Source organism: Ralstonia sp. RL, from assembly GCF_001683835.1.
Taxonomy (GTDB): domain Bacteria; phylum Pseudomonadota; class Gammaproteobacteria; order Burkholderiales; family Burkholderiaceae; genus Ralstonia; species Ralstonia mannitolilytica.
This window is the reverse complement of sequence record NZ_LWRX01000056.1, coordinates 55,112-74,343: the sequence shown is the minus strand read 5'-3', so window position 1 is coordinate 74,343 and position 19,232 is coordinate 55,112. Positions and strand designations below refer to the sequence as shown.

Genomic DNA, 19,232 nt, shown 5'->3' with positions numbered 1-19,232 from the left:
GGCAGGCGGCGGGGGCTCCGTCTGCCAGTATTCGAGCGGCGTGATGCCGCGTATTGGCCGGAATCTTGGGCCGCTGCTATTTTTATGTCAACAATTACCGCTGTTTTTTGTGTACATATTTTGCGTTCCGAAATGCGGGTGCACGCCACGCATCACGCGCTGGCCCGCCAGGGGCATCGACGTCAGGAAGGAGGAACGTGAGGGCGCGGCCGACGACCCGCTAGCGCGACTTGCTACGTGCGCCCTTTCTCGCCCCAGGCGTCCGGCCTGCGTCGCCCGGCGTGGTGGCCGTGTCGCCGCCCATCTGCTCGAGCCACGACAGTGCATCGATGTAGCCGAGAAACTGCCGCAGGTACTCGGGCGAAACGGTGCGCATCAACGACAGCGAACGGTGCACCAGGCTCAGCGAATTCAACGGGCCGGCATTCACGGGCACCTTGTCCAGCGACTCGCGCACCTGTTTTTCGGCGCTGAGGCGCGACCAGAGCGCGCGGACCTCTTCGAGCATGTCGAGCGGCGGGTGGCCGCTGCGGCCGCCGCGATGGTGCTCGATGTCGCCCAGCAGCGCCGCCAGCGGGCTGGGCCCTGCGCCAGAGGGCGGCGCTGGCTGCGGGGGCTCGGCATCGACCGGGCAGGCGGCCTGCAGCTCGGCCAGGCGTTCATCGAGCAAGCGGCGCACTTCGCCCGTCTGCCCTGCCGCGCGCCGCCGCAACGCCTCGATGCATTGCATCTGCATCGCGTTCGGCCCGACGAGGTGTTCAGTGTTGCGCATGCGGTGCGCCATTGGATGCGGCCGAACGCGGTACGGGAGCAATCTCTACGCGCCGGTTCTTTGCGCGCCCCGCGTCGTCGGCGTTCGAGCTCACGGGATGCTGCGAGCCGAACGCGGCGGCAAAGACCGATGACGCGGCGATGCCCTCGTCAATGAGGGCGCGCGTGACCGTCAGCGCGCGCTTGGCCGACAGCTCCCAATTGTCCGCAAAGAGGCGGTTGCCTGCGCGCACCTGCTGGTCGTCGGCAAAGCCGCTCACCATCAGGATTTCGTCGCGCGACTCAAGGTACGCCGCCAGCGGCCCCGCCAGGCTCTTGAGCAAGGCCCGGCCCTCGGGCTGCAACTGGTCGGAGTTCAGGGCGAACAGCACGCTGCCGTTGATGCCGATGCGCCCATTGACCAGCGTCACCCGCCCCGCCGCCAGCGGGCCAGCCAATGCCTGCTCCAGGGTCTTTCGGCGCTGTGCCTCGGCCTCGCGCTGCCTGACCTCACGCTCCAGCTTCGACGACAACTCGAGCTGCACCCCGATCACGCCCACCAGAATCAGCACAAAGGCGCCCAGCAATACCGACATCAGGTCGCCGAACGCGGCCCAGACGGGCGCGGTCGCTTCCACGCCGCCGTCGATCTCGTCGCTCATGCCGCCTCGGCTCCGGCACACGCGCGCTGGCTGCCCAGGCGCTGCAGGTCTTCCATGATCTGCTTTTGCGACAGCATGCTCAGGTCGATCACCTCCCTGGCCTGCGCCACGTAGTATGCGAGTTGCTCATCGCTGCGGGTGAGCGACTTCTCCAGCGCGGCTTCGATACGCTGCAGGTGCGCGACCAGCGTGTCGTTCGACTCGCCGAAGCGCTGCACGGCCGCCCCGAAGGCGTCGCCCAGGCTGGCCACCTCGATGGCGCTGCCCGTTACCTGTGCGGCCACGGCACCGAGCTTGCCGGTCTCGGCTTCCACGCGGTCCGTGAACTGCGTGCCCACGCGCTCGAGCAGCCCGGCCGATGTCGCGACCAGCGCATCGACGGCCGAGCGCTGCTGCGTCGATGCATGGTTGACGGCATCGAGCAGCGTTTCCAGCGTCGACAGCAGGCGCGTGCGCTCTTCGAGCATCGCGGTGTCGCGCGCCATGCTCTCCGAGAGCTTCTGGCGCAATTCGGCCACCACCTCGGCAGCGGCCTTGGGCGCCTCCGACGCGGCCTGCACGAGCCGGGAGATTTCGGCGATCGTCTCGCGCGCATGGGCCTGCGTTTGCGCGGAGATGTCGCGTGCGGTCTGCTCCAGCGCGTCGCAGATGGCCTGCTGGCGACGTGCGGTGTCGGCCCCCGCCTGCTCCCACGCCTCGCGCAGTGTCGCGGCGGTCGAGCCCAGCGTGTCGGCCCACGTGGCAAGCCGCTCTTGGTCGCGCGCCTCGAGTTGCGTCTGCCATGTCGCGTGCGAGCGGTCCACCGCCTGCAGCAGCGCTGCCGCGTGCTGCTCGAACGTGGCAGCCGCCTGCTCGAGGGCATGCTGGTGCCGGCTGGCCTGCTCGGCCTGCGTGCGCGCCTGCTGCGCCAGAGCATCGTTCCACGTGCCGGACAGCTGTGCCGCCGTGGTCTCCAGGCGGGCCGAGACGCTGTCGACCCACGCGCCCGAGCGCTGCTCGAACGTCTCGACCAGCCGATCCACGGATGCGCCCATGTGACCGGCCAGCGCTTCGCTGGCGCGCTGATGGTCGCGCAAGGCATTGGCCCAGAGCGTGGAGACGGCCTCCGTCGTCGCCTCGAAACGGTGCGACGCCTCGTCCAGCTGGCGCTGGAGTGCCTGCGTCACGGCCCCGTGCAACGATGCGGTTTCGCGTGCGAGCCCCGCCATGGTCGATTCGACCACCGGCTGCAGCACCGAGCCTGCCGCGCGGGCGCTCTCGGCGGCGCTGTCCTTCAACGATTGCCCCACCGACGAGGCGAGGTCGCGATAGGCCGCCTCGGCCCGCTCGAGAAATGCCTGCTGATTGGCGATCTGCCGCTCGCTGCTGGCGGCGCCCTGCTGTTCGAGCGCTGCCATCATCGCCTGCAGCCGGTCGACCAGCGCGGGCATCACGTCGGCTTGCCGTTGCAGCAGCTTGAACGTTTCTTCCCGCTGATGGGCATGCGAATACATGCGCAGCGTCGTCGCGATCCGCGCGTCGAGCGCCTGCACGGCCTGCTGCCGCTCGCGCCGGCACAGCGCAGCGAGCAGGCCCAGCATGGCCGATGTGGCCACGCCGGCAATCGACGTCCCGAACGAGAAGCCGAGCCCCTTGATCGGCGCAGCGAGCGATGCGCGAATGGCCTGCAGATCCGTCGCGCTCTCGAGCGCGGCGCCGGTGCCCTTGAGCGTCACGACCATGCCGAGCAGGGTGCCGAGCATGCCGAGCAGCACCAGCAGCCCGACCAGGTACGGCGTAAGCGCGGGCGCCGGCAGCGCAGCGCGTTCGCCCTCAACGCGCAGGCGCACGGCGTTGCGCAGGCTTTGCGGCAGCTGTTCGAGCCAGCCGCCGAGCGTGGCCGGCGGCGCCGACAAGCCGTCCACGGCCGTCGCCAGCGTTGCGGTGGCCTGCTGGTAACGACGCAACTCGAGCGCCCCCGCCACGTAGACGCCGCCGATGATGAGCGTGACGATCAATGCCAGCGGATTCGCGCCGACAATGTAGCCGACGGCAATCCACCCCAAGGCGGCGAGCCCGGCGATAAAGACGAAGAGATTCAGGTGTTGTCTGGACATGGTGTCCGCTTAGCAGGATCGAAGGGCCGCGAGCAGCCCGTCGACCGGTTGAAAACGCACATCGAGCTCGGCCAGGAGCACGCTCTGCATGTCTTTGCGGAACGCCTCCAGCCACGCGCGCGATGGTGTCGGTGGGGCGGCAGAGGCCCCGTCTGGCCGCTCAGCCGCTTCTGCCGCTCCGCCCGCCTCCGCGGCAGCGCGCAGCCGCTCGAAGTGCGGGCCAAGCAACGTCGGCACGGTGCCCAGCAGTGTGCGTTCGCGTGCGCCCAGGGCCTGCTCCATGCTGGCGTCCAGCACTGCAAGACGGGCCAGGTCAGGCGTCGAGGCGGCCAGCACGCGGCGCAGGCGGCCACGCAGGCCGCCGATCTCCAGCTCCATGCGGTCCTGCATCAGGACGTAGCGCTGGCGGAAGTCCGCATAGTCGGCGGCGGCCACGGCGGTGCCCAGCACCGGCTGGCGCCCCAGTGCGCCGGTGCGTGGCTCGGGGGCACACGTGGAAGCGATGGCCTTGGCGAGCGCCGCGCGCACGCGCGAGCACATGCCGTCCGCATCGGCCGGGCCAATGCGGCTGCCGCTGGAGGCGAGCGCCGGAGGGCTCGCCGTCAGCGCGGTCGAAAGCGTGATGGCATCGGTCCAGCTCAGCCATTGACTGAGCCGGTCGGAAAGCGGCTGCGCCGATTCGCGCACATCGACGTCCGTCAGCCGGGCAAGTAAGCGGATCAGCGCAGGGCCGCTGAGCGCGGTGCGATGCTGGGCGTGCGCCATGCTGCGAGGGCCAAAAAAAGGCAGCAGTTTACACTGCCGCCCGCACCGCTCCAGCCGGTCGTCGGGATAACGCGGCCCGGGCGGCGAATCAGCCGCGCCGGCGTGCCTGCACGGCTGCGGCAAGCGTGTCCAGCAGCGGCTCGGTCTGCGCCCAGCCGAGGCACGCGTCGGTAATCGACACACCGCGCTGCAGCGGCACGCCGGGCTTCAGATCCTGGCGGCCTTCCTCGAGGTGGCTTTCGATCATGACGCCGAGGATGCGGCGCTCGCCGGCCGCCAACTGCCGCGCGACGTCCTGCCCCACGTCGATCTGGCGCACGTGCGATTTGCCCGAGTTCGCGTGCGAGCAGTCGACCATCACGTGCTCGCGCAGCCCTGCCTGGCGCAGGATCGCGCAGGCGTCTTCGATGGCGGCCGCGTCGTAGTTCGGCCCCTTCTTGCCGCCGCGCAGGATCACGTGCGCATCGCGGTTGCCGCGCGTCTCGAAAATGGCGGCCATGCCCATCTTCGTCATGCCCATGAACGAATGCGACGAGCGCGCCGCCAGGATCGCATCGGCCGCGATCTGCACGCCGCCGTCGGTGCCGTTCTTGAAGCCGATCGGGCAGCTCAGACCCGAGGCCAGCTGGCGGTGGCTCTGGCTTTCGGTGGTCCGCGCGCCGATCGCGCCCCAGGCGACCAGGTCGGCGATGTACTGCGGGCTCAGCAGGTCGAGGAATTCCGTGGCGACCGGCAGCCCCAGCGCGTTGACCTCGAGCAGCAGCTCCCGCGCACGGCGCAGCCCCTCGTTGATGCGGAAGCTGCCGTCGAGCCTCGGATCATTGATGTAGCCCTTCCAGCCGACGGTGGTGCGCGGCTTTTCAAAGTACACGCGCATGACGATGAGCAGATCGTCTTGCAGGCGTTGCGCAGCGGCGTGCAGCCGATGGGCATATTCCATCGCCTGATCGTGATCGTGGATCGAGCACGGGCCGACCACCGCGATGAGCCGGTCGTCCTGCCCGTTCAGTGCGGCGGTGATGGCCGTCCGGCTCGCCTCGACGTGGGCCTGCACTTCGGGCGACACGGGCAGCTCGTCGAGCAGCAGTGCCGGCGAGATCAGCGGGCGCACGGCGCCAATGCGCACGTCGTCGATACGGGTCGTATCCTGCGTTGCGTCGGCCACGCCGACTTCCTGGTCATGTTGGGGGTTATCGATACGCATCATGGCAAGCAAGGGTGGAAGCTCTCAGCAGCCCGCATGTTGCTACAACTGCGCTGAAAAAGGGGGACAAAGCGCAATCCGGCAGACCGGAGTACCCTTGCGAAGCCGCCAAACGTCCTGATCTGGGCGGAATCCGCGTTCTCCCGCAAGCTAGAGCCGCAGCATCGCGCCCCGACCGGTGCCCGGCGTCATGGTGAAATGAAGAACCCCTATTACGATCCCGCCAAACCCCATCACACGCCGGACGGCTTTCGCAACCGCTACGCACACCCTCGCCCGGGCGGCGATTTCTGGCAATGGCAGCGCGAGCGCCGCCGCCTCGGCCTGCCCAAGCCCCCCACGCGCGACCTGTCCTGCGTTGCACCGAACCTGGCGGCCATCCACCAGCCGCCGGCCGTACCGCAGCTCACGTGGATCGGCCATGAAACGCTGCTGCTGCAGATCGGGGGCCTCAACGTGCTGACCGATCCGGTGTTCTCCAACCGGGCGTCGCCGCTGCCGTTTGCCGGACCGCGCCGGCACCAGCCGCCGGGCCTGTCGCTCAGTCAGTTGCCGCATATCGACCTGGTGCTGATCTCGCACAACCACTACGACCACCTCGACAAGGCCAGCGTGCGAGCCTTGATGCGGCAGCCGGGCGGCGCGCCGATGTTCTTCGTGCCGCTGGGGGTCGAGCGCTGGTTTGCACGCAACGTGCGCGGCACGCGCCTTGCCGGAAAGGGCGCGGACCACGGCGCCAACGTGCGCGCCTTCGACTGGGACGACGAAGCGCGCTTCGGCCCCTTCACCGCGCAGTTCTGCGCCGTGCAGCATTGGTCCGCACGCGGCCTGTACGACCGCAACCAGACGCTCTGGGGCAGCTGGGCGCTGCTGCATCCGCAACTGCGCTTCTGGTTTTCGGGCGACCTCGGATACTCGCAGGACACGCGCGACATCGGCGCCCGCTTCGGCCACTTCGACGTGGCGGCGATTGCCGTGGGCGCCTACGAGCCGCGGTGGTTCATGAAGGCCCAGCACATCGACCCGAGCGAAGCCGTGCAGGTCATGCACGATGTCGGGGCGCGGCAGGCCGTGGGCATCCACTGGGGCACGTTCGAGCTGACGGACGAACCGCTGGACCAGCCCATCACCGACCTGGCAAACGCCCTGAAGGCCGCGGACGTGCCGGCCGAGCGCTTCCTGCTCTTCCGCCATGGCGAGACCCGCGTGTGGGACGCCGCCGCCGAACGCCTCGTCGCCGAGCTGCCGCAAATGAAAACGCGGCCGCGAAATGACTCGCTGGCCGCGCAATAGAACGCTGTCCGGTGCCGATCAGGTCGGGGTCGGCAGCCACGCGCGATCGCGCAGCCGCGCACGGATCCGGGCAATCGCCTGGCTGTGGATCTGGCACACGCGCGACTCCGACACGCCCATCACGGCGCCGATTTCGCGCAGGTTCAGGTCCTGCTCGTAATACAGGCTCATCATCAGCTTCTCGCGCTCGGGCAGCGCCTCGATGGCGGCCACCACCGACTCGCGCAAGTCGTGGTCCAGCAACTGGTCCAGCGGCGTGGCGTCGTTTTCGGCGGCGCGGTTCTCGATGAAGGCGTCGGCGTCTTCGCGGTCGAAGTCTTCGTAATACAGCAGCTGGCTGCCCTGCAGGTCGACAAGCTGCTTCTGGTAGTCGGCCAGCGACATGCCGAGCGCCGTGGCGATCTCGGTTTCGGTGGGCGCGCGGCCCTTCTGCTGCTGCAGTTTCTGAATGGCCTGTTCGATCGTGCGCGCGTTGCGGCGCAACCCGCGCGGCAGCCAGTCTGAGCCGCGCAGCTCATCGAGGATGGCGCCGCGAATGCGCTGGGCCGCGTAGAACTCGAACTGCACGCCCTGCGTTTCTTCATAGCGCGACAGCGCATCGAGCAAACCCATCATGCCGGCCTGGATGAGGTCGTCGAGCTCGACGCTGGCGGGCAGCTTCACCATCATCTGGTTGGCAATGCGACGTACCAGCGGTGCGTACGTGGCCATCTCGTCGGACTTGGTCTTGCGACCGGTTGCGGTGTACATATCCATGCCTGCCTTTGGCGCTTCGTTCATGGTGCGCCTCAATAAACCAGCTCGGCCGCGCGCGTTGCGGCGCGTGGCGTTGCCGTCGGTGCCGAACTCGACATCGTCTGTGCCTGCGCCGACACCATCACCTGCGACGGCGACCCTGCCGCGCCGGCTTGGGGCTGGGCCTCGGCGCTGGCCCAGCTCAGCATCTCCTCGGCCAGCTGGCGGAAGGCCATGGCCGAGGGGGATGCGGGAAACGCGCTCGCCACGGGCTTGCCGAGCGAGAGCGCCAGTTCGATATGCCGGTCTTCCGGCAGATAACCGGCGAAATCAATGCGGGTGTTCAGGTACTGGCCCACGGTGTTGGCGAGGTTGCGGAACACGCGCACCGCAGAATCGACCGAATGCGCGCCGCACACCAGGGTGCGGATGCCCGCGCTGCCCTGCAGCACCGCGGTTTTCTTGAGCAGCGTGTAGGCGCTCTTGATGCCTTCCGCGCCGTCGGAGAACGCCAGCAGCACGTCGTCGCACGCCTCGGCCACGGTGGCCAGCGCGCGCGTACCGAAATGCGCGGCCACGAGCGTCACGTCTGCCGTGTCGTCGTGCTCCTCGAGCACACCGGCCACGGCCACGACGGTCTGGGCACTGACCACCGCAGCGTCGCGACCCAGGGCCGACAACGCAATGCGCAGGTTGTCGACGATGTCATCGACCTGCTCCTGCGCGCCGATCAGCAGCACGCGCCGGCTGGCAGCCTGCCCCAGCATGCGGCGCAGCCCGGCGGCCTGGTCCTTGACGAATGGGGTCGTCATCGTGCCCCCTTGCTCATGCGAAGTCGAACGCGGCCAGACCGGGCTCGCGGCCGAGCTGGCCACGCGCGGCGGCCTGCGCCACCAGCAGCGATTCGTCCGAATCGAGCGCAAACGACGACTGCTCCGCCCCCGCGCGGAAACTGCGATGGATCAGCAGCTTCTTGTTGGGCGCGGCAATGTCTTCCGGCACGCGCTGGCCGTACGACACGTAGTGCAGCGGCAGGCGGCGGCGGATCATCACGTCCATCGCGTGGCCGACCGAAGCGGCCTCGTCGATCTTCGTCAGGATGCAGCCGGCCAGGTTGGCGTCGCCGGTGTGGGCGTTGCGGTAGGCGCTGACGACCTCGTCGAGCGTCTTGCCGTTGCTCGTGGCGTTCAGCAGCAGCAGCCGCTTGATCGACGGGCCCACGGCATGCAGCATCGCCATCTGTTCCGACACGGCGCGGTCGCGCTGGCTCATACCTATGGTGTCGATCAGCACGACGTGCTTCTCGCGCAGGTCGTTCAGCGCAAGGCTCAGGTCCTGCGCGTCCTTCACGGCATGCACCGTGACGCCCAGGATCTTGCCGTAGATGCGCAGCTGCTCGTGGCCGCCGATCCGGTAGCTGTCGGTCGAGAGCAGGGCCACGCGCGACGCGCCATGGCGCAGCACGAAGCGCGCGGCCAGCTTGGCGGTGGTGGTGGTCTTGCCCACACCGGTCGGGCCCATCAGGGCAAACACGCCACCCTGGTCGAGCAGGCTGTTTTCGTCCTGCACCACGGCGAGGTTCTTTTCGATCGCGCGCTGCACGAAGTCCAGCGCACCTTCATAGGTGTCGTGCTGCGGCATGTTCTCGAGCACGTAGCGCGTGAGCTGCGCCGAGAACCCCGCGTTCAGCATGGTCTGGAACAGGCGCGTACGCACCGGGTCGCCCAGCTTCACACCCAGCGAGGCGAGGCTGGACATGGCGTCGTTCAGCGTGCTCTTGAGCGTGTCGATCTCGCTGACCATGCGGCGCGTCATGGCGTCGCTCTCCGCCTTCAGGTCGGCCTTCAGGTCGGCGCGCAGGTCGATCGCCGAGCGCTGCAGGCGCATGTCTTCGAGGGGCGCTTCGGGCTTGGCCATCGTGTCTTCCATGCGGACGAAGATGTCGTCGGTCGATTGCCGCGCGTGCACCTTCTGCTCGGCGCGCGTGGCACGGGCCTGCGCCTCGACGCGCTCGGCAAAGCTGCGCAGCGCGGGCTTGCGTTCTTCCTGCGCGCGCGGCAACTCGTCGTCTTCCGCGGCGGCGCGGCGGGCAATGAACTGCGCGGTGCTGGCCTGCGCGTGTGCGGCGCTTTCGTTGGCGCGGTCCAGCGACAGACCGGCGAGCATGCGTGTGGAAGCCACGAGCGGGTCTTCGGCCGAAGCCTGTGCGGGCGTCAGGGCGACGTCGTCATCGACGCGCGTCTGCAGCGTGCTGCCGGCGGCCTTGGCGGCGGCAGCCGGTACGGCATCGTCCTGCGCGGCACGGCGCGATGCGATGAAGCGGTTGCGCAGGCGGGCCAGTGCGCCCGGTGCGGGCGTGTCGGTCTGCGCGCTGTGTTCCGCGGGTGCGGCCACAGCGGCCACGGCGGCTTCAGCGGCAGGTGCCGGCTCCGGGATCGGCGCCGGGGCCACCGGACGGCGCTGGGCGGCCCTTGGCGCGGTCGAATGCGGATCGACCAGCGCATCGAGATGCGTGTCGGATGCGGCAATGACCTCGATACCGCCAGGCACGGCGCGGTTCGACAGGATCAGCGCATCGTCGCCCAATTGGTCTCGGACCTTGCGCAACACGTCGCGCGACGTCAGTCCGGTAAATCGATGCATTTTCATGCGCGGCCTCCAAGCATGGCGACAACCTTAATCGTGCGGTGATCGGGAATTTCGGCGTGCGAGAGCACGCGCAGCCCCGGCGCGGCCCGCTTGAAGAGGCGGGCAAGCATCGGGCGCAGCGCGGGCGGCACGAGCAGGACGCCCGTCTGGCCCATCTGTTCGTATTGGCGCGACGAATCGGCGGCCGCCTGCATGAGCGAGTCAGCCAGTTGCGGTTCGATCGGGCCGGCATTCGAGCCAACGACGCTTTGCAGCAAGATGTTCTCCAGATTCGGGTCGAGCGTGACGACCTGCATTTCGGTCTTGTTCGGAAAGAGCTGCTGGGCAATCGCCCGGCCAAGGGCCACGCGCACGGCGGCGGTGAGTTCGGCGGGGTCTTGCGTCCTGCCTCCGTGTTCCGCCAGCGTCTCGACGATGGTGCGGATGTCGCGGATGTGCAGGCCTTCGTCCAGCAGGTTCTGCAGCACCTTCTGCACGGTCGCGACGGGCAACAGCTTGGGCACAACGTCTTCGACCAGCTTCGGTGCTTCCTTGGCCAAATGATCGAGCAACTGCTGCACTTCCAAACGGCCGAGAAGCTCGGTGCTATGGGTGTAAATCAACTGATTGACGTGCGTGGCGATGACCGTGCTGCAATCGACCACCGTATAGCCCTCGGCCTGGGCGCGGTCGCGCACGTCGGCGGTGATCCACAGGGCCGGCAGGCCGAAGGTCGGGTCGACCGTGGGCGTTCCGGGCAGTTGCGTACCGAGGCGCCCGTCCTGGCCACCCGGGTTGATGGCGAGGAACTTGCCCTGCTGCACCTCGCCCTGGCCGATCTCGACGCCCTTGAGCGTGATGCGGTACGACGAGGGCCCCAGCTCCAGGTTGTCGCGAATGTGCACCACCGGCGCCAGGAAGCCCATGTCCTGCGTGAATTTCTTGCGGATGCCCTTGATCCGGCGCAGCAGCTCGCCGTCCTGGCTCTTGTCGACGAGCGGGATCAGGCGGTAGCCGATCTCGAGGCCCAGCACGTCGACCCACGAGACGTCGTCCCAGCTCGCTTCGGGCGTATCGACGGGGGCAATGGCCTGCAGCACCGGCTCGACTTCAGGCACCGCGCGCTTCTTCTTCAGGTACCAGCCGAGGTAGCCCAGCGCACCGCCGAACAGGATGAACGGGAAATGCGGCATGCCTGGCACCAGACCGAGCAGGCCGAGCACGCCGGCGGTCGTCATCAGCACCGTCGGCATGGCGAACAGCTCGCTGGACAGTTGCTGGCCGACGTCCTTGTCGGTCGACACGCGGCTGACCATGATGCCCGCCGCGGTGGAGATCACCAGCGCGGGAATCTGCGCGACCAGCCCGTCGCCGATGGTGAGCAGCGTGTAGTTGGTGGCGGCGTGGCCGATGTCCATGTTGTGCTGGAGCACGCCCACGGCCAGGCCACCGACGATGTTGATGAGCAGGATGGCGATGCCCGCCACCGAATCGCCGCGCACGAACTTGCTGGCACCGTCCATGGAGCCGAAGAATTCGGCTTCCTGGGCGATGGCCGTGCGGCGGCGGCGCGCCTCGTCTTCTCGGATGAGGCCGGCGTTCAGGTCGGCGTCGATGGCCATCTGCTTGCCCGGCATCGCGTCGAGCGTGAAGCGCGCGCTGACCTCGGCGATGCGGCCCGCGCCCTTGCTGATCACCATGAAGTTGATGATCACCAGGATGACGAACAGCACGATGCCGACGGTGTAGTTGCCACCCACCAGGAAGTGGCCGAACGCCTCGATCACCTTGCCGGCGGCGTCGGGGCCGGTGTGACCTTCCATCAGCACCACGCGGGTGGAGGCCACGTTCAGCGACAGCCGCATCAGCGTCGTGATCAGCAGGATGCTGGGGAACGACGAGAAATCCAGCGGCTTGAGCGTGTGCATGCTGATGAGCAGCACGATGATGGACAGCGCGATGTTGAACGTGAACAGCAGGTCCAGCACGAACGGCGGCAGCGGCAACACCATCATCGCCAGGATCAGGATGATCAGCACCGGGCCGGCGGCGGAGCGGTAGTCGCCCTGGCGCAGGAAGCTTTGGACTCGGAGCAAGGCGGCGTTCATCGTGGGGGGACAGGCAGCGGGGGGCTTTTGCGATGGCTGCCATCTTGCCGCCCGCACCGCCAAACCGAAGAAGCGAGAAAGCCGCCCAAAAGGCGGCTTTTCTCTGAAATACCCTCCCACCGGGGGGTGCGCTTTGCCCCCTTCACGCCGCCAGGGGGGCCTGGAGGTGCGTCGTACCAGACTTTCATACAGAATCGCGTACTCAACCAGGCTGTACCAATCCCGTCCCTCAACCGCACCCCCTTTCGATACCCTCGCGCTGCAGCAGCGGCCTGGTCGTATGCGCCATGCAGCCCGGGGCGCTGGGTATGGGACTTGCAAATCATCCTGAAACGCCGCCCACAAGACCCGGTTCCAGGCATCACCGCACGAAGGTGGTGCAGTGTCCGGTGCGTGGATGCACCAACCCGATCATAGGCAAGGTTCAATGAAGCACCCCACCTCTGGATTACCGGACATCCATGATTGTTTGCCGGACTGGCCGTTCATCCGATGAGCGGCGCCATGGACCATCAGCTTCATCACGCAAGCAGCGCCGTTGCAGCAAGCCCGCCCCATGCCGCCCAGCACACGATGCTCGAAGACGTCTACGGCATGGCCGTGGGCATGATGTTCATCGTGACGGGGGTGGTGCTGCTCAGCGCAGCCGGACTCGTGACCGGTGGCATTGCAGGGATCGCGTTGCTCGTGTCGTACGTGGCGCCGATGTCGGTCGGCACCATTTTCACGTTGGTCAACGTGCCGTTTTTCGTGTTCGCCTATTTCGTCATGGGCCCGCGTTTTGCCATCAAGTCGACGCTGGCCAGTTGCGGGATCACCCTCCTGCTTGCAGTGACGCGGCAGGCGTTACACATCGATTTTGAGAGCCCGCTGTTTGCGGCGGTGGTGGGCGGAACGCTCAACGGCATGGGGGTGTTGGCGCTGGCCCGGCATGGCTCCGGCGTGGGCGGCACGGGCGTTCTGACGCTCTGGCTGCAGCGCACGCGGGGAATCAATGCGGGGATCGTGCAGGTGGCCATCGACTCGATGATTCTGCTGACATCGCTCCTGGTCATTCCGACCGGCCGTGTGGGCTGGTCGGCCCTGAGCGCAGTTGCCATGAGCGCGATGGTGATCGCATGGCACCGCCCAGGCCGATATAACGTCGTGGTGCGGTAGCGGCAGGCGGGGCCTCACCGACGAAAGCGTCAGCATCAACGTTGGGATTGCCGATCCGTCAGGCGTTGCCGGTGACGTCGTCATCGGCGTCGTCCGGGCCGGGGTGCGGCCCCGGGTCCATATCGGCGGGCACCGGCAGATCGGTCGGGCGCACGGGCGCACGGCCACCGACCTGATGCATGCGGCGCAGCTGATAGACGTACGCCAGCACCTCGGCCACGGCCGCGTACAGCGCCTGCGGAATCTGCTGGCCGATCTCGGTATGCCGGTACAACGCCCGCGCCAGCGGCGGGGCTTCCAGAATCGGGATCTTGTGCTCGGTGCCGAGCTCGCGGATCTTGGCGGCCACCAGGTCGGCGCCCTTGGCCAGCACGCGCGGCGCGCCGCCCTCCTGCTCGGAATAGCGCAGCGCCACGGCGTAGTGCGTCGGGTTGGTGACGATCACGTCGGCCTTGGGCACGTCGGCCATCATGCGGCGCTGGGCGACCTGGCGCTGCATCGCGCGGATGCGGCCCTTGACATGCGGGTCGCCCTCCGACTCGCGGTGCTCCTTGCGCACCTCCTCCTTGGTCATGCGGTGCTTGCGGGCGTATTGCCACAGCGCCAGCGGCACATCGACGGCCGCCACCAGCAGCATCACGCCCGCCATGCAGAGGAACGCCACACCCGCCACATGCATCGTCTCCTGCATGGCGGTGCGCAGGTTCTGCTGCGGCAGCTCGATGAAGGCCCCGCGGTAATACGTGATGAGCCACCAGCCCACACCCGCCACGAGCGCCAGCTTGATCAGCAGCCGGGGCAGCTCCAGCAGCCCCTCCACCGAAAACATGCGCGTGAGGCCGTGCAGCTTGAACAGCCGCGTGATGTCCGGCGCCAGCGGCTTGAACGAGATTGCCCCGCGTGTGAGCGCCAGCGGCGTCAGAGCCGCCAGGACAAGCAGAAGCAGCAGCCCGCCCAGCACCACGGCCAGCGGCGTGAACTGCGCCGCCACGTACGTCCACTGGTCTTGGGTGCGGGTGTAGTCGTAACGATGGAACTCCAGGCACCGCGCCAGGAACGACGAGGCCGCCCGCACGATCGCGTCGCCCATGACCCACAGGCCGCCAGCGCCCACGGCCAGCAGGGCGAACGAACCCAGTTCCCGCGATCTGGGAACGTCGCCTTCCTCGCGCGCCTGCTCGAGGCGCCTCGGAGAGGCGGGTTCGGTTTTTTCGAGATCGCTTTCTTCGGACATGCCGGCGCGCGAGGGGTAAACGGAATGAAGTACACAGCACCGGCCTGATGACCGACCGCTGCATTATTCCGGCACCCGCGCCTGGCAGAAGCGTGGAAAAGAGAGCCCAGGAGCGTTTTTTTCGATGAAATGGCCCGGGCTGCAGCGCAAACGTCGTCCATTCAGAGCTGACGTGGGGTTCGCAATGGCGCGGCAACGGCCTGCCGACCGGCAAGACGCCTGTCCGTCATATCGACCTGCGGAAAACTTCGTCGCCTTATGCAGGGGGCGTCCATAGCATGACCCGTTCTCCAAACCAGAATGCAGAACGGACCCACCGTCATGTCGCCCGATCGAGCCAACTCCCCTGCCTTGCCCCTGCGCCAGCGCATGCTGGCGGCCCTGCTCGCCACCGCCCTTGCCACACTCAGTGCGTGCGGCAGCGATTCGCCGCCCGGCACGTCCACAGCCGGCACCGACAACAGCACACCGGACACGCCGGCCCGCAAGCCGAACATCCTGTACATCATGGCCGACGACCTCGGCTATTCCGACATCCATGCCATGGGCGGCGAGATCGACACGCCCAACCTCGACGCGCTGGTGCAGTCGGGCCGGCTGCTGACCAACCACCACGCGGGCACCGTCTGCGCCATCACGCGCGCGATGCTCATTTCGGGCACCGACCACCACCTGGTGGGCGAAGGCACCATGGGTGCACCCAACGATGAGCGCGCGGGGCTACCCGGCTACGAGGGCTATCTGAACGACCGCGCGCTGTCGGTCGCGCAACTGCTCAAGGACGGCGGTTATCACACCTACATGGCCGGCAAGTGGCACCTGGGCAACGGCATTGCGGGCAGCGCCGCCAACCTGGGCAAGACGCCAGACCAGTGGGGTTTCGAGCGTTCGTATGCGCTGCTGCCGGGTGCGGCCAGCAACCACTTCGGCCATGAAAACGCCAACGCCAGGAACTACACGGAAGACGGCGCCTATGTGCAACCGGGCCAGCCAGGGCAACCGGGCGGCGCGGGAGGCAGCCCCGCAGTGTTCTATTCGACGGATTTCTACACGCAGAAGCTGATCAGCTACATCGACTCGCACAAGGGCGACGGCAAGCCGTTCTTTGCCTATGCGGCCTACACCTCGCCGCACTGGCCGCTGCAGGTGCCGGACCCGTGGCTGCACAAATATGCCGGCCGCTATGACGCGGGCTACGACGTCATCCGCGATGCGCGCATCGCGCGGCAGAAGGCGCTGGGCATCATTCCGGCCGATTTCACGCCGTTTGCCGGGCTGCCCGGCACAACCACGCGTTCGGCCGCGTCGCCCAACAACGGCACCGCCAATGCGCGCTACATCAACGCCAACCACGGCCCCGCGCAGGGCTATACCGACTACGGCCCCGGCTATGTCAACAAGAAGTGGAGCGACCTCACCCCGCTGGAGCGCAAGGCGCAGGCGCGCTACATGGAGATCTACGCCGGCATGGTCGAGAACCTCGACTACAACATCGGCCTGCTGATCCAGCACCTGAAAGACATTGGCGAGTACGACAACACCTTCATCATGTTCCAGTCGGACAACGGCGCTGAAGGCTGGCCGATCGACTCCGGCGCCGACCCGAAGGCCACCGATGAAGCCAACGCCACCGAGCCGGTCTACTCCAGGCTCGGCACCGATAACGGCCTGGCCAACGCGCAGCGCCTGCAATACGGCCTGCGCTGGGCCGAAGTGAGCGCCACGCCGTTCAACCTGGTCAAGGGCCATGCGGCCGAAGGCGGTGTCTCCGTGCCGGCCATCGTGCGCCTGCCGGGCCAGACCCAGGCGCTGCCGCCCATCACGCGCTTCACGCATGTGACCGACAACACCGCCACCTTCCTGGCCGTGGCCGGTATTGCGCCGCCCAGTACACCCGCGCAGCCGGCCGTGGACGGCAACGGTGTGGACCAGAACAAGGGCAAGGTGCAATACGGCGGCCGCGCGGTGTATCCGGTGACGGGCGTGTCGCTGCTGGCGTCGATCCGGCAATCTGCCGATGCGGGGCCCATCCACACGCAGCCCTTTGGCGACGAGTCGTACGGCCGTGCCTATCTGCGCAGCGCCGACGGCCGCTGGAAGGCGCTGTGGACCGAACCGCCGCTGGGTGCGGCCGACGGCCACTGGCAGCTCTTCGACATTGCCAGCGACCGCGGCGAGACCAACGATGTCTCTGCGCAGCACCCTGACGTGGCCGCCACGCTGTACCAGCAATGGCAGGACTACATGCGCAGCGTTGGCGGTGTGGAGCCGCTGCGCCCACGCGGGTTTTACTGATGGGCGCCGTGGTAGAGAAGCGCAGGCGCAGGGGCTTGCGCTGGTTGTTGGCGGGTGCGCCGCTGGCCGCGGTGACCGCCGTTGCGTTGCACCCGGCCGGCGGCAACATGGCGGCCCGCGCCGCGAACGTGGTCACCGCGCACACCGCCCCACGCCTGCCGCTGGGCACCACCGACGCCTGTGCCCGCTACGCCGGGTTGCCGCCCGGCTGGCGGCACGACACGCGGGCCGGCATGGTGCACGTGAGCAGCGGCAGCTTCACCTTCGGCACCACGCTCGGCTATCCGGACGAACGCCCCGCGCAGCGTAATGGCACCGCCGCCCAGACGCGCGTGCGCGGCTTCTGGATCGACCAGACGGAGGTGACCAACGCCCAGTTCGCCGCCTTCGTGGCCGCCACCGGCTATGTGACCGACGCCGAGCGCCAGGGCGGCGCGGTGGTGTTTCACGTGCCCGATTCGGCAGAGATGCAGGCACGCCCTTATGCATGGTGGCGCTGGGTCAAGGGCGCGGACTGGCGCCACCCGACAGGGGCCGACAGCAGGCTTGCCGACGCCGACAACCAGCCCGTGACACGTGTCACCCAGGCCGATGCACTGGCCTACGCCCGCTGGCTGGGCCACGACCTGCCGACGGAAGCCGAGTGGGAATACGCCGGCAAGGCCGGCCGAGACGGCGCCGATCTTGAAAAAGCTCCGCGCGATGGCAACGGCAAACCCGGCGCCAATTACTGGCAGGGCATCTTTCCCGTGCTGGACACCGCGGAGGACGGCCGCGCAGGCATCGGCCCGGTCGGCTGCTATGCCGCCAACGGCTTCGCGCTGTACGACATGATCGGCAACGTATGGGAATGGACGCGCGACGCCTATACCGGCCCGCATCAGTCTCACGCCAATGGCGACACGCGCGCCGTGGCAGCGCTGGACCAGCCGCAACGCTTTGGGCAGGGCAACAGCCAGCCGAACCGGCCGGTGGTGATCAAGGGCGGCTCGTTCCTCTGCTCGCCGGACTTTTGCGTGCGCTACCGGGCCTCTGCACGCGAGGCGCAGGAAGCCGATCTGCCAGCCGCGCACATCGGGTTCCGGACCATCCTGCGGGATTGAAGGCAGCGGTATTTGCCGTATTGAACGAGGAAAACAAAAAACAAAACGGGCGTTGCGCACATCGTCGCAACGCCCGTTTTGTTGTGTCCGGCGCCAGGTTCAGAAGCCCAGGCTTTCCAGCAGATCGTCCACCTGCTCCTGGTTGGCAACCACATCCGGATGGTCCGGGTTGATCTGCGGACCGTTGAGCAGCGTCGGCGCCACTTCCACGCGCAGGTGTTCCGGCGCGTTGTCGAGCAGGATGCTGACGAGCTGGCTTTCAATGAGCTGCACCACGTCCAGCACCTTCTTGATGACCTGTCCGGTCAGGTCCTGGAAGTCCTGGGCCATCAGGATTTCCATGAGCTGGTGGTTGGTGTCGCGCGTCTTCTGCGGGACGCTGCGCAGGAAGCCGTTGGTCTGGCCGACGAGCTCGCGGATCTCATCATCGCCAAGCTGGCGGTCCATCCACGACTGCCAGCGGTTGACCAGCGCCTCGGCGTCGGACTCGAGTGCGTCCTGCACCGGGCGGGCCGCGTCGATGGCGTTGAGCACGCGGGTAGCCGCCTGCTCCGTCATGTTGGCAATGTAATTGAGGCGGTCACGCGCGTCGGGAATGGCCGAAGCAGCGCGCTCCACGCCCTTGTCCAGGCCCAGCTCGCGCATGCTCTCGCGCAGCATGCGCGTGAGATGGCCAATGCGCTGCAGCATCTCGGGCATGTCGCCGTGGTCGGCACCCTGTGCGGCGCTCGCCTGGGCGCCGTCGTGCATCTCGCTCATCAGGCCCCCGCTTTTTCCAGTTTCTCGAAGATCTTGCCCAGCTTTTCGTCCAGCGTGGCGGCCGTGAACGGCTTGACCACGTAGCCGCTGGCGCCGGCCTGCGCGGCGGCGATGATGTTTTCCTTCTTGGCTTCGGCCGTCACCATCAGCACCGGCAGCTTGCTGATGGACGGGTTGGCATCCGCGCGGATGCTCTGCAGCATCTGCAGACCGTCCATGTTCGGCATGTTCCAGTCCGAGATCACGAAATCGAACCGGCCTTCCTTGACCTTGGCCAGGCCGGCCGCGCCATCTTCGGCTTCGTCGACGTTGGCAAAACCGAGTTCCTTGAGCAGGTTACGCACGATCCGGCGCATCGTCGGAAAGTCATCGACGACGAGGAATCGGAACTGGCTCTTGTCCATGGACACAATCTCCACTTACTAAAATTTTGGGGGGGTCG

The 19,232-nt window shown here is 67.6% G+C and carries 16 protein-coding genes; 4 read left to right on the top strand and 12 right to left on the bottom strand.

Annotated elements, in window-relative coordinates; all coding sequences use genetic code 11:
- Positions 1-220 precede the first annotated feature (220 nt).
- The 5 genes from A6M56_RS05585 to A6M56_RS05565 form a co-directional block, all read right to left on the bottom strand.
- The gene (locus A6M56_RS05585; RefSeq protein ID WP_257983906.1) at positions 221-772 is read right to left on the bottom strand and encodes a DUF2894 domain-containing protein; all 552 of its coding nucleotides are present in this window, start codon (positions 770-772) and stop codon (positions 221-223) included.
- The gene (locus A6M56_RS05580; RefSeq protein WP_045219694.1) at positions 759-1,412 is read right to left on the bottom strand and encodes an OmpA family protein; all 654 of its coding nucleotides are present in this window, start codon (positions 1,410-1,412) and stop codon (positions 759-761) included. Before A6M56_RS05580 ends, A6M56_RS05585 begins: the two co-directional genes overlap by 14 nt.
- The gene (locus tag A6M56_RS05575) at positions 1,409-3,508 is read right to left on the bottom strand and encodes a DUF802 domain-containing protein (protein ID WP_102079044.1); all 2,100 of its coding nucleotides are present in this window, start codon (positions 3,506-3,508) and stop codon (positions 1,409-1,411) included. Before A6M56_RS05575 ends, A6M56_RS05580 begins: the two co-directional genes overlap by 4 nt.
- Before the next feature lie 9 nt (positions 3,509-3,517).
- Positions 3,518-4,273: a DUF3348 domain-containing protein gene (locus A6M56_RS05570; protein WP_062738869.1), complete on the bottom strand. Its 756-nt coding sequence runs from the start codon at positions 4,271-4,273 to the stop codon at positions 3,518-3,520.
- Between the two features lie 88 nt (positions 4,274-4,361).
- On the bottom strand, positions 4,362-5,480 hold the full coding sequence (locus A6M56_RS05565) for a 3-deoxy-7-phosphoheptulonate synthase (protein WP_045219687.1): 1,119 nt from the start codon (positions 5,478-5,480) through the stop codon (positions 4,362-4,364).
- Positions 5,481-5,675: 195 nt separating this feature from the next.
- Here A6M56_RS05565 and A6M56_RS05560 point away from each other — a divergent pair, with 195 nt between their 5' ends.
- Positions 5,676-6,770, top strand: a complete 1,095-nt coding sequence (locus tag A6M56_RS05560) for an MBL fold metallo-hydrolase (protein ID WP_062738868.1) — start codon at positions 5,676-5,678, stop codon at positions 6,768-6,770.
- A gap of 18 nt (positions 6,771-6,788) precedes the next feature.
- Here A6M56_RS05560 and A6M56_RS05555 read toward each other — a convergent pair whose 3' ends face one another.
- The 4 genes from A6M56_RS05555 to flhA are packed head-to-tail and all read right to left on the bottom strand — an operon-like array spanning position 6,789 to position 12,241.
- Positions 6,789-7,550 (bottom strand): RNA polymerase sigma factor FliA, encoded by a 762-nt coding sequence (locus tag A6M56_RS05555; protein WP_045219683.1) that lies wholly within the window; start codon positions 7,548-7,550, stop codon positions 6,789-6,791.
- Between the two features lie 8 nt (positions 7,551-7,558).
- Complete coding sequence (locus A6M56_RS05550; protein WP_045219681.1) at positions 7,559-8,317, bottom strand: MinD/ParA family ATP-binding protein; 759 nt, start codon at positions 8,315-8,317, stop codon at positions 7,559-7,561.
- Positions 8,318-8,330: 13 nt separating this feature from the next.
- Positions 8,331-10,154 (bottom strand): flagellar biosynthesis GTPase FlhF, encoded by a 1,824-nt coding sequence (gene flhF / locus A6M56_RS05545; RefSeq protein ID WP_062738867.1) that lies wholly within the window; start codon positions 10,152-10,154, stop codon positions 8,331-8,333.
- On the bottom strand, positions 10,151-12,241 hold the full coding sequence (flhA, locus tag A6M56_RS05540) for a flagellar biosynthesis protein FlhA (protein WP_045219676.1): 2,091 nt from the start codon (positions 12,239-12,241) through the stop codon (positions 10,151-10,153). The genes flhF and flhA overlap by 4 nt, the downstream gene beginning before the upstream one ends.
- A 465-nt stretch (positions 12,242-12,706) precedes the next feature.
- Between flhA and A6M56_RS05535 the strand changes: the two genes are divergently transcribed.
- Entirely contained in the window at positions 12,707-13,399 is a 693-nt protein-coding gene (locus tag A6M56_RS05535) for a YitT family protein (protein WP_238587576.1), read from the top strand.
- Positions 13,400-13,457: 58 nt separating this feature from the next.
- On the opposite strand, the gene flhB is transcribed toward A6M56_RS05535, so the two are convergent.
- Complete coding sequence (gene flhB, locus A6M56_RS05530) at positions 13,458-14,633, bottom strand: flagellar biosynthesis protein FlhB (RefSeq protein ID WP_102079045.1); 1,176 nt, start codon at positions 14,631-14,633, stop codon at positions 13,458-13,460.
- A 321-nt stretch (positions 14,634-14,954) separates the two neighbouring features.
- Here flhB and A6M56_RS05525 point away from each other — a divergent pair, with 321 nt between their 5' ends.
- Together A6M56_RS05525 and A6M56_RS05520 are read left to right on the top strand one after the other, a co-directional pair.
- On the top strand, positions 14,955-16,928 hold the full coding sequence (locus A6M56_RS05525; RefSeq protein WP_102079046.1) for an arylsulfatase: 1,974 nt from the start codon (positions 14,955-14,957) through the stop codon (positions 16,926-16,928).
- A 35-nt stretch (positions 16,929-16,963) separates the two neighbouring features.
- Positions 16,964-18,031 carry a formylglycine-generating enzyme family protein gene (locus A6M56_RS05520; protein WP_257983909.1) on the top strand — a complete coding sequence of 356 codons (1,068 nt, stop codon included), beginning with the start codon at positions 16,964-16,966 and terminating at the stop codon, positions 18,029-18,031.
- 99 nt (positions 18,032-18,130) lie between these two features.
- On the opposite strand, the gene cheZ is transcribed toward A6M56_RS05520, so the two are convergent.
- Complete coding sequence (gene cheZ, locus A6M56_RS05515) at positions 18,131-18,790, bottom strand: protein phosphatase CheZ (protein ID WP_045219671.1); 660 nt, start codon at positions 18,788-18,790, stop codon at positions 18,131-18,133.
- Positions 18,790-19,194 carry a chemotaxis response regulator CheY gene (cheY, locus tag A6M56_RS05510; protein ID WP_045219669.1) on the bottom strand — a complete coding sequence of 135 codons (405 nt, stop codon included), beginning with the start codon at positions 19,192-19,194 and terminating at the stop codon, positions 18,790-18,792. The genes cheZ and cheY overlap by 1 nt, the downstream gene beginning before the upstream one ends.
- Between the last annotated feature and the right edge of the window lie 38 nt (positions 19,195-19,232).